General features: G+C 45.1%; 10 protein-coding genes. 7 read left to right on the forward strand and 3 right to left on the reverse strand.

The window, feature by feature from the left end:
• Window positions 1-441 precede the first annotated feature (441 nt).
• The 3 genes from RIM23_RS03430 to RIM23_RS03440 form a co-directional block, all read right to left on the reverse strand.
• Entirely contained in the window at window positions 442-609 is a 168-nt protein-coding gene (locus RIM23_RS03430) for a hypothetical protein (RefSeq protein WP_446364461.1), read from the reverse strand.
• A gap of 431 nt (window positions 610-1040) precedes the next feature.
• Window positions 1041-1286 (reverse strand): tetratricopeptide repeat protein, encoded by a 246-nt coding sequence (locus RIM23_RS03435; protein WP_446364463.1) that lies wholly within the window; start codon window positions 1284-1286, stop codon window positions 1041-1043.
• 483 nt (window positions 1287-1769) lie between these two features.
• A complete protein-coding gene (locus tag RIM23_RS03440; protein WP_446364481.1) occupies window positions 1770-2741 on the reverse strand; it encodes an Rpn family recombination-promoting nuclease/putative transposase in 972 nt (323 codons plus the stop codon).
• 245 nt (window positions 2742-2986) lie between these two features.
• Here RIM23_RS03440 and RIM23_RS03445 point away from each other — a divergent pair, with 245 nt between their 5' ends.
• The 7 genes from RIM23_RS03445 (at window position 2987) to RIM23_RS03475 (ending at window position 15338) form a co-directional block, all read left to right on the forward strand.
• Window positions 2987-3256 carry a hypothetical protein gene (locus RIM23_RS03445; protein WP_446364465.1) on the forward strand — a complete coding sequence of 90 codons (270 nt, stop codon included), beginning with the start codon at window positions 2987-2989 and terminating at the stop codon, window positions 3254-3256.
• A gap of 171 nt (window positions 3257-3427) precedes the next feature.
• Complete coding sequence (locus RIM23_RS03450; RefSeq protein WP_446364467.1) at window positions 3428-5461, forward strand: cation:proton antiporter domain-containing protein; 2034 nt, start codon at window positions 3428-3430, stop codon at window positions 5459-5461.
• 337 nt (window positions 5462-5798) lie between these two features.
• Window positions 5799-7016: a PQQ-dependent sugar dehydrogenase gene (locus RIM23_RS03455; RefSeq protein WP_446364469.1), complete on the forward strand. Its 1218-nt coding sequence runs from the start codon at window positions 5799-5801 to the stop codon at window positions 7014-7016.
• A gap of 151 nt (window positions 7017-7167) precedes the next feature.
• Window positions 7168-7398: a hypothetical protein gene (locus tag RIM23_RS03460; protein ID WP_446364471.1), complete on the forward strand. Its 231-nt coding sequence runs from the start codon at window positions 7168-7170 to the stop codon at window positions 7396-7398.
• Window positions 7386-7832, forward strand: a complete 447-nt coding sequence (locus tag RIM23_RS03465; RefSeq protein WP_446364473.1) for a type II toxin-antitoxin system VapC family toxin — start codon at window positions 7386-7388, stop codon at window positions 7830-7832. The genes RIM23_RS03460 and RIM23_RS03465 overlap by 13 nt, the downstream gene beginning before the upstream one ends.
• A gap of 223 nt (window positions 7833-8055) precedes the next feature.
• The gene (locus RIM23_RS03470; protein WP_446364475.1) at window positions 8056-14052 is read left to right on the forward strand and encodes a PAS domain S-box protein; all 5997 of its coding nucleotides are present in this window, start codon (window positions 8056-8058) and stop codon (window positions 14050-14052) included.
• Between the two features lie 149 nt (window positions 14053-14201).
• Complete coding sequence (locus RIM23_RS03475) at window positions 14202-15338, forward strand: hybrid sensor histidine kinase/response regulator (RefSeq protein ID WP_446364477.1); 1137 nt, start codon at window positions 14202-14204, stop codon at window positions 15336-15338.
• Window positions 15339-16034: the final 696 nt, after the last annotated feature.

Below are 16034 nucleotides of genomic sequence, written 5' to 3' on the forward strand. Positions count from 1 at the left end.
GATATTGAAGTAACCTATTTCAGCTTAAGTGGAATAGATTTGTTTTGTAGTCAGGGCTTTAGCCCTCTCCAGCTAGGCTTTAAAGCACTCTTTGTACTTACTACAAACAAAGCCCTATTTTAGCTGTGTCACGCCAAATACCGATTCATTATGGTGTTGAGGACTTTAGGCAAGATTTGAGAACCTTGGAGGTAAACGACTGGCGATGATTGTTGTCAGTAATACCTCGCCCATTTTTTATCTTTCTACCATTGGTCAACTTGATTTGCTTCGTCAACTCTACAATAGGGTTTCAGCTACCAGAAGTCTGTCCTTTAACTCGCCCACGACGGTCAAAGACTCACTGACCACACTAAAAGACTCATTAACCACACATAACTACTCGTTAACCACACATAATAACTCGCTGAGGACACATAGAGACTCATTGACCACACATAACTACTCGTTAACCACACATAAAGACTCACTCACGAGAATCAAAGACTCGCTAATGAGTATCAAAGACTCACTGACGAGAATCAAAGACTCGCTCACCACACATAAAGACTCGTGGACGAGTATCCAAGCTTCGTTAATCAGGTTCAAAGCCTCGTTGATGATTGTCAAAGCCTAGTTAATCCCTCTCAGACTCAGCCAACCTGAGCAAAAACCCTGGAACGAGAGGTTTAGTTGACAGAATTTGGATTTCAGCAAGGAGTGAGTAGTGGCGTGACACAGCTAAAATGGTGGAAAAGATTTTACCATTGAATCGGGCGCACGCCATGCGCCCCTACGGTTTCCGGGCGTCATTCTAATTCATCAAATAAGGTGTGCCACGCCAGTAGTGGCGTGACCCAGCTAAAATGGTGGTATAGATTGTAGGTTGGGTCCTTGGAACGAAACCCAACAAAAGATAGGGCTCGCATCCCTGACTACGAACCCAAGCTAATCTACCAAATGAAGTGGGTCACACCAGTAGGGTGCGATCTTCGTAGCGTAACGCACCATTGCCATCGTATGTGATGTACGGCGTAAATCTTGCCAGCCGATAAGCGCCATCAGGGAGAATGGCGTAATCTATCGCGCAGGAGTTGCAGATTCTCACGGAAAGTGACAGTATGGGGATGATTAGAGCCTAACGTGCGATCGACAATGGCTAAAGCTTCTAGATAAAGCGATTCAGCTTTCTCGTAGCGTCCTTGAGAAGAGTAGAGTAATGCTAAATTATGTAGGCTAGTAGCAACATCGGGATGATTTTTTCCCAGCAGACGTTTGTACAGCGCTAAAGCCTCAGTCACCGCCATAGTTTTATTTTAAATTAGGGAGTCTCCCAGCAAGATCCCCGATTGGAGACGTCGGAAACCTGTAGGGGCGCACCGACGTCATTGGTGCCAACTTAAGGCTGAAACCCTTACTTAATAAGAGATCCGAACTCGCCCCTATCCCCCCTAGCCCCTATCCCCCCTCGCCCCCCTTGGAAAGGGGGGACAAAGGGGGGAAAAAGGGGGGAACCAGAAATTACAGCGCTTTTCACGTTTATGGAATACAAAATTGTATCGACTTGCTTTTGGGCGCAATCATCGTCTGTAGTCTACTAACTTGAAAACTGCTGTAATCAAAGTCCCCCTTTAGATCCCCCTCCCGTCCCCCTTAAGAAGGGGGAAGCCATAGGATGCTTCGCTTTTTTTGCATGGGGGATTTAGGGGGATCTAAACTTTGAGCGCTAGTCATACAAAGTCTTAAGTTGACACGGATGACCGACGTGCGCCCGATTTAATCGTAACAATCTATCCATTTTCTTGTAGCCAGTTTGATAAGTCCTCTAAACTATTGAACCCTAAAACATCATTTCCGAGATGTTCTACTTGTTCAAACGATAAGTTTTGAATCTGGTTAATAAGTTCTGGAGCAATTAAGCCAAACTGTCGCTCCAGTAAACGTAATGTCCATCGGATTCCTTCCTCTCGACGCCCTCGCTCCAATCCTTGCTCCAATCCTTGCTCCAATCCTCGCTCCAATCCTTGCTCCAAGCCTTTGGCTAATCCCTCCTGCTCTGCCTGAATAATAAATCCCCGTTGATCCTCCAGAAACATTTCTTGTTTACGCAATTTTTCCAATTCCTCTACACTTAAATTCGCTTGATTCGCGATATTCATGGCTTTATCCAGTTCTGGAAGTTGACTAAATGTGGGTGGAATTACTTCCAAACTGGGAGCTTCTTTAATAAAGTAAATCCATTTATCCGTTAAACTGTCTAATTCATCCAGAGTTTTAGTAAATTTGGGTAATTCCACAAAGATTAACTCAATTTCCGGATCTGGATAATCAAATAACTCCTGTGTTTCCTTTAAGCCAAAGCGTGTCAGGAACCGTTGAGTTTGGTCAAACATGGGAAAATCGGTAATGGTTAAGGCAATGGCGGGTTTCAGGTAAGAGTAGCCTTGCCCATATTTGAGTTGATTCGCATAAGTTTTGGTTAGGTTATAAATAACGCGCTTTTCAAAGCAAGCCACGTTAAGTACCTGCATTTCAATTAATACGGTTGAGCCATTATCTAGCAAAGCTTTGACATCTAGATAGCTATCTTTGAGATCAACGACATCTCTGGGATTATAAGGGTCAATGATTTCTAAATCCTGAATCACAGGATTGGCGTCATAAATTAAGGCGTTTAAAAAGCTAATCAAGATGTCTTTGCTGTCGGTTGACCCAAATATCTTCTTGAAGGCAAAATCTGTTTTAGGGCTAATAAATCTCAGAGTCATAACTCTTCCACCATTGAATCCGGTTAAAAATGATTATATCGTTACCGTTGCACCCAAATGCAACTAAGCTGTCACGCATTTAAATTGGGAATGGGTAGGGAGCAAAATGCTCGCACTACAAGGATTTCGTCATTATTGATATTAAACTTTAAATGCCAAACATGGGTTGAGCGATAGCGAAACCCAACAGGCTAATCTGGAGTTGGGTTTCGTTCCTCAACCCAACCTACAAAGATGACATGCTCCCCTCTCATCCCCTATCTGCTAGTCTAATTTACAGTTTATGCTTAACCGCCGCGATTTGCCGTTCCTGGGTGATTCCAGAAGTAGCTTTAGCGATGTGCGATCGCGTGACATCTTTGCACTCTACTCCTAACCAGGATACCTCTCAAACCTCTCCCGATCAACTGATTCCCGAAGACAGTAACACCGAGACTCAAGATGAAACCAATAGCACTCAGGATATCGATATAAAAATGATCATCAGAAGTCACTATATGCCATACTAATCGTCCTTAGTCATTTGTTCTTTGTTAAAAAACCAGCGATGTCATTTGTCACCTAATCCGTTTTATCATTGATCATTCATAATTCAGATAGGGCAGGTTTAGTGACATCAGGGTCACCAAAAACATGAGTCGTGGAACCCGCCCCTACACCCTCAAAACACGTCTTCCTCTATGATGTATCCTAGCCTGAGTGCGGTTGCTCTACTGCCGAGTCCGATTACTGACCCCGTTGCCGTCTTCTTAACCATTTTGGCAATTATGTTAGTCGCGCCACTCTTGTTTGAACGGTTGCGACTTCCGGGTATTGTCGGCTTAATTCTAGCGGGTGTGATTGTCGGACCCAATGTTTTGGGTTTATTGGAACGGGATAGTACGATTATCCTCTTGGGAACGGTGGGACTGTTGTTTTTAATGTTTATGGCGGGGTTGGAAACCAGTTTAGATGACCTGAAATATAATGCCGATAAAGCGGCAATTTTTGGTTTAGCCACGTTCTCTTTACCGATGATTCTGGGTACGGTGGCGATGTTACTTCTGGGATATAGTTGGCTGGCGTCGATTTTAGTCGCATCCTGTTTTGCCACTCATACACTTTTGGCATTACCTATCCTAACTAAGTTGGGATTAATGCGGACACAAACGGTAACCACAACCTTGGGCGGAACACTAATTACTAATGTTTTGGGACTCTTAGTTTTGGCGGTGGTGGTGAAAGCCCATGGGGGAAATCTGACCCTAGGGTTCTGGTTGTTTCTGATTCCCGCCCTGACTATCTATACTGTGGCGACGTTATGGGGAGTGCCGAAACTGGGGCGCTGGTTCTTTCACCAATTTGGACATGATGAAGGGGCGGAGTTTATTTTTGTCCTGGCGACGTTGTTTGTGGTGTCATACACGGCGGGATTAATTGAGATTGAACCGATTATTGGCGCATTTTTAGCCGGAATTGCGATTACCCAAATTATTCCCCAATTGAGTCCGTTAATGAATCGGATTCAGTTTATTGGTAATACCTTATTTGTGCCATTCTTTTTGATTTCTGTGGGTATGTTAATTGACCCGTTAATTTTAGTCAAGCAGCCGAAATCAATTTTAGTGGCGTTGGTGATGATTGGCGCGGAAATGGTGAGTAAGTTTGGCGCGGCTTGGGTACCGGGGAAGCTGTTTGGGTTTCAGTTTCCGAGTATCATGGTCATGTTTGGTTTGTCTATGGCACAGGCGGCGTCTACTCTGGCGGCGATTACTGTAGCATACGAAATTAAACTGGTGGATCAGTTGACGGTAAATGGGATTATTGCCATGATTTTGGTCACCTGTGTGGCGTCTCCTTGGATTACCGAACGCTGGGGAAAACAGGTGAAACCCCACGGACAACAGGAGCGGGAAAATGCTTCAAAAACGCCATCTTTGGCAAGGCGGGTGTTAGTTCCGGTGGCGAATCCGAAGACGGAAGATAATTTATTGCAATTGGCGTTAATTTTGGCGAAAACGGCGCAGGGAACGTTACTTCCCCTGCATGTTTTATCTGATAAAACGGGACCTATTTCCCCAGAGGCGAAGATGCTGCAAAGCCAACTTTTAGCGGTGGCTGAACGAATTGCTCACGGGGCTGTAACTAAGGTGGAACCGATTGGGCGGGTGGATGATACGATTGACCGAGGGATTACTCGCACGGCGGCGGAACGGGATGCGACGTTGATTATTTGTGGCTGGAAGGGGTTTTCTACGACTCGTGAGAGCTTTTTTGGCAGTGTGATTGATAATGTTATCTGGCGCTCTCAGGTTCCGGTATTAATTGCCCGATTCTCGCAGCCGATTGAGAATACGGCACGAGTGGTGTTGGCGGCGACGGATCAGGAGACGGTATCGGTGACGTTTAAACCGACGGTGATGTTGGCGCAAACTTTAGCGGCGGCGTTGAAAGCGACGTTTCGATTGGTGATTGTGGTGACGGGAGTGGGTGAGTTTGACTGTCAGCCGCGAGAGTGGGGGTTGGCAAGTACGAGTGGGTTGGTACAGGTGCGGGGGAATTTTGTGCAGAATGTGTCGCGGATGGTGCAACGTCATGATTTATTGATTTTGACGGCAAGTACCCATCCTAGTTACCTTTTGGCGATTCCTACATTGGGAGGAGAACCGGAGGCGATCGCACGAACACAGCAAGATACTTCTATCATTGTCGTACATTTTCCCGCGAGTAGCTGAAGGAGAAGGTTTTGATTGTGTAGGGGCGGGTTTGACGATTATGGTTTCTTACTTCACCTAGATTTAACTAAACCCGCCCTGACTCCTGCACAATGTTCACCCAAGCAGGCTTGGGTTGGGTTTCCTTTCGTCAACCCAACCTACAATATCGTCATTGATACACAATATTCCTACTGGACTGACACAGGCATTGCCCACCACCGTATTGTGACTCCTTTAGAGATCTAGTGTATTTGGAACTTATGCTAAACATTGCGCTTTCCCCAACAGATGAGGTACACCCAAAAGAAAGAACTTAACACCTCTAGCGAACCACCACATCAGACGGAAAATCGCCATGACTATCAAAATCCCTCGCCTAATCCAAGAAACTGGGAGTGCGATCGCGCTAGTAACCCTCACCAGTTGTGCATTTACCACCACCATTCCCCAAACCCCACCCGAATCGGTGGATTCAGCCTCATCCCAGGATGCGACAGATCCCGTCGCCCCACCTCAAGGCTTCCAGAAAACAACCCTTGTTGAAGGGTTAGATCATCCCTGGGGTATGGCATGGTTACCCGATGGTGCGATACTAATTACTGAGCGATCAGGACAACTGCGAATTGTCCGCGATGGGGTACTCGATCCCACACCCATCCCTGGAGTACCAGAAGTGTTTGCAATGCAGCAGGGTGGGTTAATGGATATCTCCCTTCATCCCCGCTTTTCTGAGAACTCTTGGGTCTATCTCACCTATTCCCACGGTACGCGCCAAGCTAATCATACACGAGTTGCCCGTGCCAAATTTGAGGGTAGCGCCCTCCAGGATTTAGAGGTAATTTTCCAGGTATCTCAACTTAAATCAGGGGGACAGCATTTCGGTTCCCGCATTGTGTGGCTACCTGACGATACCATGTTAGTCGCGATCGGTGATGGGGGAAATCCACCGGTTCAACTCGATGGTGATCTAATCCGTCAACAGGCGCAGAACCGCCGCAGTCATTTAGGTAAAATTATCCGCCTCAACGACGATGGTACAATACCCAATGACAATCCTTTCGTCGAATCCCCAGAAGCTGATCCAGCCATCTGGAGTTATGGACATCGCAATATCCAGGGGCTCGCATTCGATTCTCAAACCAATCAGATTTGGTCTACGGAACATGGTGCCAGAGGCGGCGATGAATTAAATCTGGTGGAAGCGGGTGAAAACTACGGTTGGCCCCTCGTCACCCATAGCCGCGAATATTCTGGAGGAATTATTTCTGATCAGCAGTCTCGTCCGGGTCTGGTCGATCCCAAATTCGTCTGGACTCGTGCGATCGCACCATCGGGTTTGGTTATTTATGATAGCGATCGCGTCCCCCAATGGCAAGGCGATTTATTTGCGGGGGGGCTAGTTTCCCGCGATGTCCGCCATATTGAACTCGATGAATCCAGTAATGTGGTAAATGAGACATCCATCGATATCGGTCAACGGGTGCGGGATGTGCGCCAAAGTCCGGATGGACTATTATATATTCTCACCGATGAAGCCAACGGACAACTGATCCGCATCGAACCCAGTTCGTAGTTGCGCTGTCTTCGCCAGAGACGTTTTTCGTGGCTTCTGCCAAGATTTCCACTGTATCCGGTGAGCATGATAGCTTAGAACTATATTTGACGCTCCCATCGCTAAAAGCGAGGGTCTTCTTGCCGAATCAGATAAAAGTAGAGATCTACAGATGAACTACGCATTGAGACAAAAAGTTTGTGTTAAACCAGGCGGCATTATTGAAATTCACTCCCATGAACTACCCCCTGGCGCTGTAGCTGATGTAATTATCATTCTAGAAACTCCCCCAAACAAGCAACAATCTCTAACCCGCTTGATTGGGACAGCTAAAGGCAGTTTTGCTACACCAGAAGCCGCCGACAATTTTATTAGTCAGGAGCGGGATACTTGGTCCTATTAAATGCCATCCAGGGAGAACGAGTTTATTTAGACACCAATGTTTTTATCTACGCCTTGGAAGGCTACCCTGACTTTGTTGATCAGTTGACTGAGCTATTTGAAAGAATTGATGAAGGGAATTTAAGAGCAGTTACTAGTGAATTGACTTTAGCAGAGATTCTGGTTAGACCATTTATTGATGACAACACAGAAAGACAGAACACTTATCAACAGGCTTTGCAAACTTCAGAAGTGCTTACGGTGGTTCCGGTGAACCGTGATGTATTAATTGAAGCAGCACGACTGCGTGCTGTAGCTAATTTAAGATTGCCAGATGGAATTCACGGAGCAACGGCACTTTTGACAGGGTGTGAAACATTTTTGACAAATGACAGGCGGCTGATCGCTATTCCTGGAATCGAGATAGTGTTGTTGTCGGATCTAGTTCAGAGTTAGGGTTTCTACAGGTTAACCAACTGATTGTGCGATCTTTTCCAATCACCCCTGCTGATGTGGAGAATCTCCGGGTACAGGGGAGATAGGGAAGTTGTCAGTTCATTCAAAACTCAGTCGGGGCGGGTTTAGTCACATCTGGATGCAACCGAAACGATAATCGTGAAACCCGCCCCTACACTATGCTAGAGATGAGTTGAATCAGCTTTCGGATGCAGCACCTAGCATGGATAGCAACCCCGCCCAACCTCGACAATTTCGCCGGATCACGATTTCCCGTCAACAAAAACGCCAGTTAATCCTGGCAATTCCTGTCACCTGTCTAGTCACGTCACTCGCCACATTTAGCTGGTTGCAATTCCAAACCGCCCAAGCCGAAACTCGATTGCAACAGACTCAACAGGTGCGTCTGGAAACTCAACGCTTACACTCCGATCTCCTCAAAGCCGACACCGCTGTGCGAGGGTATGAAATTACCCGCCGTCAAGACTTTCTCACTGGCTATGAATCCGCGATCGCCCAAATTCCGGTAAGTCTGGAACAATTGCGTCAACTCGTCGCCCAAGAACATTCCCAAACCCATCGCCTGCAACGGATTCGCCAATTAGCCACGGCTAGAATCACCTTGCTACAACGCAATCTCCGACTCGTGAATTCCCAACCTGAAACCGCCATAGAATCCCCAGAATTTATCGCTCAACTGCTAGAGGGGAAGCAAGTCATGGATCAGGTTAACGATGAAATCCAGCAGTTTCTGGCAATCGAACAACAACAACAGACTCAACTCAACCAACAATTAGAACAACAGCGACAGTTTACTGGCTTTGTCTTGGCACTTGCAGCTATTATCGGTATCGGTGGTTCCACTATCGCCGCCTACCTATCCTACCGTTTAGAACAACATTTACAAAAGAGCGATCGCCGTTGGCGGGAGAGTGAAGCCCGCTATCGGGCAGTCGTTGAAAACTTCCCCCATGGGGCGGTACTTCTATTTAATCATGAATTGCGCTATCTACTCGCAGATGGGAGTGGTTTAGCCCCTGTAAGTTTATCCAAAACCCAATTAGAAGGAAACACTATCTGGGAATGCTTTCCCCCCCAAACCTCTACCCAGCTAGAACCCATCTATCGCCAAGTCTTAGCGGGCGAAACTGTTACCCGTGAGATTCCCTTTCAGGATCGTATTTTCTCCGTTCATGCCCTACCCGTGAAAAACCAGACCCGTGAAATCATCGCAGGTATGGTTGTGACTCAGGATATCACAGAGCGTAAGCGTTCCGAACAAGAACTCTATAGCGCCAATCGCGCCCTGCGAACCCTTTCTGAATGTAACCAAGCTTTAGTCTTGGCTACCGATGAAACCACCCTGCTGCACAATATCTGTCAGATTATTGTGGAATTCGGTGGCTATCGTTGTGTGTGGATTGGTTTTGCTGAAACCGATGATGCCAAAACCGTGCATCCAGTTGCCCAAGCGGGGTATGAGGATAACTATATTGAAACCTTACAGATTAGTTGGGGGGATAATCAACGCGGCACAGGACCCACAGGGACAGCAATTCGCACCCAAGAACCCAGAATTATCCAAAATATTCTCACTGATCCAACTTATCAGCTTTGGCGAGATGCGGCAATCAAACAAGGTTACGCGGCATCTATTGCCTTACCCTTAATTGTAGAAGGAACCTGTTTGGGGGCGTTGAATATCTATGCAAGTGAAGCCGATGCTTTTAATCAAGCTGAAGTCAGATTACTGACAGAATTGGCAAATGACCTAGCTTATGGTATATCGGCATTGCGGACGCAAGTGGCATTGCGCCAAAATAAACAACGCTTAGATAGTATTCTTAATGCCCTTGATGATATGGTTTGGTCAGTCTGTGCGACTACCCATAAGGTACTCTACCTGAATCCAGCTACACAAAGGGTTTATGGACGCCCAGTACAAGACTTTTTTGATCATCCCAACCTGTGGCTAGAGGTGGTTCATCCTGATGATTATGCCCAAGTCAGTACCTTTCGTCAACAGTTATTGGCACAGGGGACATACAGCCTAGAATATCGGATTCAGCGACCAGATGGAGAAATTCGCTGGTTTTGCGATCGGGGGCGGGTGACTTACGATGAGGATGGCTATCCCCTGCGACTTGATGGTATCGCCTCTGATATTACTGATCGCAAACAAGCCGAGGAAGCCTTGCGTGTTAGTGAGGAACGTTGGCATTTAGCCCTGCGGGGGAATAATGATGGCATCTGGGATTGGAATGTGAAAACTAATCAAGTGTTCCTGTCGCCCCGTTGGAAAGAAATGTTGGGCTATGAGGATGATGAAATTCCCAATCATCTAGATGAATGGTCGAAAAGAGTCCATCCCGATGACTTAGAGTGGGTGATGGGGTTGATTCAAGACCATTTTGACCAGAAGACTCCCTATTATAGTAGTGAGCATCGCCTCTTGTGTAAAGATGGCTCCTATAAATGGATTCTTGATCGCGGACAAGCCCTGTGGGATGAGTCGGGTAATGTGGTAAGGATGGTAGGTTCACATACCGATATTAGCGATCGCAAAGCGGCAGAAGCGGCATTAAAATATCAATTAGACTTTGATCAACTCGTTGCCACTATTTCCACTCGCTTCATTAATCTGGCATCTGCCGATATTCAAGCCGGAATCACCCAGGCTTTAGCCGAAATTGGCGCGTTCACTCAAGTGGATACCAGTTATATTTTTCAGATGAGTCAGGATGGGCAGACAGCAAGGATGACTCATGAATGGGTGACACCCGGAATCAACCGCCAAATTCATGCCTGCCCAGAGGTTTCTATCTCAACCTTTCCTTGGGAATTTGCTCAACTGCAACGGGGTGAGGTGGTTTATATTCCCAATATTAATCATCTACCTGATCAAGCTACCCTAGATCGGCACTATTGGCAAGCCTCTCATCGATGTTCTCATATCGCGGTTCCCCTAATCTATCAAGGGACAATGATGGGTTGGGTTGGATTTGATGCATTTCGCCAGGAAAAAATTTGGTCAGATAGCTGTATTCATCTGCTGAGAATCGTGGGTGAAATTTTAACCAATGCATGGCAACGACAAAAAGCCGAAGCCGCCCTGGGAGAGAGTGAAGCCCGTTTTCGTGCTATGTTTGAGAATAGTAAGGCGATTAAACTCTTAATCGATGCCGAAACGGGTGCAATTACTGATGCAAACTGGGCGGCGGTAGATTTTTATGGCTATTCGCGATCGCAACTGATCACCAAGAAGATTACGGATTTCAATTGTCTGCCCCCCTCTCAAGTTAAGGCGGAGATGAGACGGGCAAAATTAGAGGAACGCACCTATTTTGTTTTTCCTCACCGTCTGGCGTCGGGAGAGATTCGCGAGGTGGAAGTGTATTCGAGTCCGATTGAGATCCAAGGACGGATTTTTCTGGTTTCGATTATTCATGATATTACGGAAAGAAAACAGGCTGAACGGGCATTACAGGATAGTGAAGAACGCTTCCGCGCTATCTTTGAACAAGCCTCTGTTGGGATTGCTGTTGCTAAGCCTTCGGGAGAACTCTTGCGGGTAAATCAACGTTATTGTGACATTACTGGCTATCCTGAATCGGAATTAGTGGGGCGGCTGGTGCAAGATATTACTCACCCTGATGATCGGGAACAAAATAAGGGATATTTACAGCAGTTGATGGCGGGGGAAACTTATAACTACTCTCTGGAAAAACGCTACATTCGTAAAGATGGAAAATGGCGATGGGTTTATATTTCTATCTCGCGGGTGCGGGATTCAGAAAATGACCAAAACTATGCCCTAGCGGTTGTGGAAGATATTAGCGATCGCAAAGCGACAGAAGCCGCCCTGCGGGAGAGTGAGGCTAAGTTCCGGGCGTTCTTAGAATCCGCTTCAGAGGCGATCATTGTCACCAACGCCCAAGGAGAAATTGTTATTTTTAATGCCAAAGCAGAAGAGTTATTTGGCTATAATCGCACCGAGGTATTTGGGCGAAAAATTGAATATTTAATGCCTCAACGCTATCACTTCATCCATAGTGATCATCGGGATAATTATCTCGCCCATCCTAGTAAACGATCTATGGGCAAATCTAATGATTTATATGCAAAACATCGGGATGGGAGTGAGTTTCCTATTGAAGTTGGGCTGAGTACGATTCAAACCCAAAATGGCACATTTGTGATTGTTTTTCTCACCGATATTACCGAACGTCAGCAGGCTGAGAATGAGATTAAACGTCTCAACCAGAAGTTAGAATGTCAGATTCGGGAAACCGAGACGCGATATGCCCAAATTGTGGAACTCGCAGAAGAAGGAATCTGGGTGATTGATGCCCAAGGAAATACTACCTACATAAATCAGGCAATGGCACGGATGCTGGGGTATACCGAAGTGGAAATGTTAGGACATGCGATCACGGATTTTATCACGCCAGGGGATAACTATTTTGCCCCGCCGTTTCCTATCCAGCTCAATCCAAGCCAAGTTCATCGACAAGAGGTGCAATTGTGCACGAAAGCCGGAAACAAGATCTGGGCGTATATGTCCACAAGTCCCGTCTTAGATGACCAAGGGAAACTATTATGGTCTTGTGCCTTAGTTTATGATATCACTGAACGCAAGCAGGCAGAAAAACAGTTACGCGAAAGTAATGAACGGATTAGTTTAGCCAATGCTGAATTAGCCCGGGCTACCCGTTTAAAAGATGAGTTTCTGGCAAGTATGAGTCATGAATTGCGAACACCTCTGAATGCGATTCTGGGTTTAGCCGAAGCCCTACAGGAAGAAGTCTATGGGGAGTTAACCGCCAAGCAGCGAAAATCCCTGGTGACAATTGAACAAAGTGGCAAGCATTTGTTAGACTTAATTAATGATATTCTGGATCTTTCTAAAATTGAGTCCGGGAAAATGTCCTTCTCCCTTACTCCGGTTTCTGTAAACCATCTTTGTACATCGAGTTTAACCTTTATTAAACAGCAGGCTCAGCAGAAAAATATTAAACTCCATTACCAAATTGCATCGGTAGTCAGCGAGATTGAAGTGGATGAACGACGCCTGCGCCAAGTGTTAGTGAATTTATTAAGTAATGGGGTAAAATTTACACCAGACGGTGGCGAGGTGTCGTTACAGGTTACGGCAGATCCGGACAATGAACAGTTGCAGTTTAGTGTTACCGATACGGGGATTGGTATTGCCCCAGAAAACCTGAATAAACTGTTTAAACCCTTTGTGCAATTAGATAGCAGTCTCTCACGTCGCTATGCAGGTACAGGGTTAGGGTTAGCATTGGTGCGGCGAATTGTGGAATTACAAGGAGGAAGTATTGCTTTAGAAAGTGAGGTGGGTAAGGGAAGTTGCTTTACTGTGACACTTCCCTGGAAACATACCCAGTTGAAAGGGCAAACCCTGAGGGAGACTAAACTGGTGTCTAAAGAATTGCCTCCGATTCACAACGCCTTAGTCGTAGAAGACTCGGATGCTTCAGCGAACCATATTGCCCGTTATCTGAGAGAATTAGGAGTAACGGTTTTAATCCATCCTCAGGGTGAAGGTACGATTGATGCCGTGCATAAGTTTAAGCCGGATGTGATTATCTTAGACATTTTACTGCCGGATGTTTTCGGTTGGGAGGTGTTGCTTCAGTTAAAAGGAAATCCAGCTACGGCATCAATTCCAGTGGTGGTGGTTTCCGTTGTAGATGATCCGACTAAAGCTTTAGAATTAGGGGCGTCTGACTATCTGCTTAAACCCGTTTCTCGTCCCCAGTTACAGTCTGTTTTGAGTCAGTTATTTGCTCCAACATCTCAGAGTGATTATCCACCAGTGGCACAACAGTTACCGTTAATTCTATTGGCAGAAGATAATGAAGCAAATATTTTAACAATGACGGATTATTTGCACAGTAAAGGGTTTCGCGTGATTTTAGCGCGAAACGGTATCGAAGCAGTTCAACAAGCTAAACAGCATACACCCGATTTAATTTTAATGGATATTCAAATGCCAGAAATGGATGGATTAGAAGCAACATGTCAGATTCGGGCGGACATGAATTTGCCTCGGATGCCAATTATTGCTGTCACCGCTTTGGCAATGCCTGGGGATCGGGAAAAATGCTTGGCTTCAGGGGTAACGGATTACCTGGCGAAGCCGATTAGCTTGAAAATTTTGGTGACGCTAATTGAACAATATCTTGATCGGGAGTAAAAGGGTAAGTGGGTGGGAAATAATTAAAGTCAACGGATATTATTATCATTATTCTTATGTCTATAGGTAAGGGTTTGAGGAATATTTACAGAATTTAATCACGACTAATCAGGCAGAATTCAAGAATCAAAAAATAATATAAGTTTTTCATGTTTCCCTATCCTTACCTCACCGTTGCTACATATATGCATAGCCTAAATCAGAATACGTCTATCTTAATCGTGGATGATGATCCGAATGCCTTTGATGTGATTGAAGCCCATCTATATCGAGAGGGGTATGATTTATTTTATGCTTCAAGTGGTGAAGAAGCGTTAAACCTGCTTGACTCCGTTGAACCGGATGTGATATTACTCGATGTGATGATGCCTAAGTTAAATGGGATTGAAGTTTGCCGCACGATCAAATCCGATTCCCATTGGAAACACGTTCCCGTGATTATTGTAACCGCACTCAACTCAAAAGAAGACTTGGCGCGATCGCTAAATGCGGGTGCTGATGATTTTATCACCAAACCCGTCAGCGGAATTGAACTGCGGGCGCGGGTGCGCTCGATGTTACGCATCAAGCAGCAATATGACGCCCTAGAAGCTACATTGCGTCTGCGGGAAGATCTGTCGAATATGATCGTCCATGATTTAAGAAATCCCCTGACTAATATCTTACTTTGTAGCGACTTGTTATTGCAAACGTCCACCAATGCTAAAGATTTACAGCGATTGCAAATTATTGCTGACTCCAGTCGTGAACTCAACTCCATGATCGATAATTTGTTAATGTTGGCGAAAATGGATTCGGGTAAAATGGTTTTGAATCGGACGTTTGTGGATCTCAATGAATTAGTGTCTACAGTAACCCTTCAGTTTCAATCGATTTCTGAACAGAAAAATATTCAACTGATCAGCAAGCTAGGAGAATCCCCAGAGTCTCTTTTAATCGATATGAATTTATTTCATCGGGTTTTGGAGAACTTAATTTCCAACGCGATTAAATTCTCACCTCCAGAAAGTTTGGTCATTCTCAGAGTGAGTTATCGCGATGAATCCCTATCCTCAGATTTTGCCAACTCAAAAGCCCAGCTTCAGATTATTGATTCCGGGCCAGGAATCAGTGAAGAACGCAAGCGCCATATTTTTGACAAATATGAAGTGGGAGATTTAATGAGTGGGGTTTCTCAGATTGGCTTAGGCTTAACCTTTTGTAAAATGGTAATTGAGGCGCATCATGGTAGAATACTCGTCGAAGACAACCAACCCCAAGGATCAATTTTTACGGTAATCCTGTAAGGGAAAGGGAACAGGGGTTCGTAGGGGTTCGTAGGGGTTCGTAGGGGTTCGTAGGGGTTCGTAGGGGTTCGTAGGGGTTCGTAGGGGTTTGTAGGGGTTCGTAGGGGTTCGTAGGGGTTCGTAGGGGCGAAGCATTCGCGCACGTATGTATCGGTTTTATACTAACATCGCAACGCGAATGCTTCGCCCAATCCCCAATCATCAATTCCCAATAATCCCCAATCCCCAATCCCCAATCATCAATTCCCAATAATCCCCAATCCCCAATCCCCAATCATCAATTCCCAATAATCCCCAATTCCCAATTCTCAATCATCAATTCCCAATAATCCCCAATTCCCAATCCCCAATCATCAATTCCCAATAATCCCCAATTCCCAATCCCCAATCATCAATTCCCAATAATCCCCAATTCCCAATCCCCAATCATCAATTCCCAATAAACCCCAAATCCCAATCACCAATCATCAAATCCCAATAAACCCCAAAACCCAAACACCAAACAAAAAAAAACAAAAAACAACAAAACCCAAACCCAAAAAAAAAAAAAACAATAAAAAAAAAATAAAAATAAAAAAAAAAAAAAAAAAAACACACAAAAAAAAATAAAAAAATATAAAAAAAAAAAAAAAAAATAAAAATTAGTGATAAATATTTATTTTTTAATAAAAAAAAAAAAAAAAAAAAAAAAAAAAA

This window comes from Coleofasciculus sp. G3-WIS-01, assembly GCF_040223135.1.
Lineage (GTDB): Bacteria > Cyanobacteriota > Cyanobacteriia > Cyanobacteriales > Coleofasciculaceae > Coleofasciculus.

Bases quoted from the DNA above. Each gene is read 5' to 3' on its own strand.
- RIM23_RS03445 (WP_446364465.1), top strand. From the start codon at position 2,987: ATGCTCCCCTCTCATCCCCTATCTGCTAGTCTAATTTACAGTTTATGC.
- RIM23_RS03450 (WP_446364467.1), top strand. From the start codon at position 3,428: ATGATGTATCCTAGCCTGAGTGCGGTTGCTCTACTGCCGAGTCCGATT.
- RIM23_RS03475 (WP_446364477.1), top strand. From the start codon at position 14,202: ATGTTTCCCTATCCTTACCTCACCGTTGCTACATATATGCATAGCCTA.
- RIM23_RS03435 (WP_446364463.1), bottom strand. From the start codon at position 1,286: ATGGCGGTGACTGAGGCTTTAGCGCTGTACAAACGTCTGCTGGGAAAA.
- RIM23_RS03470 (WP_446364475.1), top strand. From the start codon at position 8,056: ATGGATAGCAACCCCGCCCAACCTCGACAATTTCGCCGGATCACGATT.
- RIM23_RS03460 (WP_446364471.1), top strand. From the start codon at position 7,168: ATGAACTACGCATTGAGACAAAAAGTTTGTGTTAAACCAGGCGGCATT.
- RIM23_RS03455 (WP_446364469.1), top strand. From the start codon at position 5,799: ATGACTATCAAAATCCCTCGCCTAATCCAAGAAACTGGGAGTGCGATC.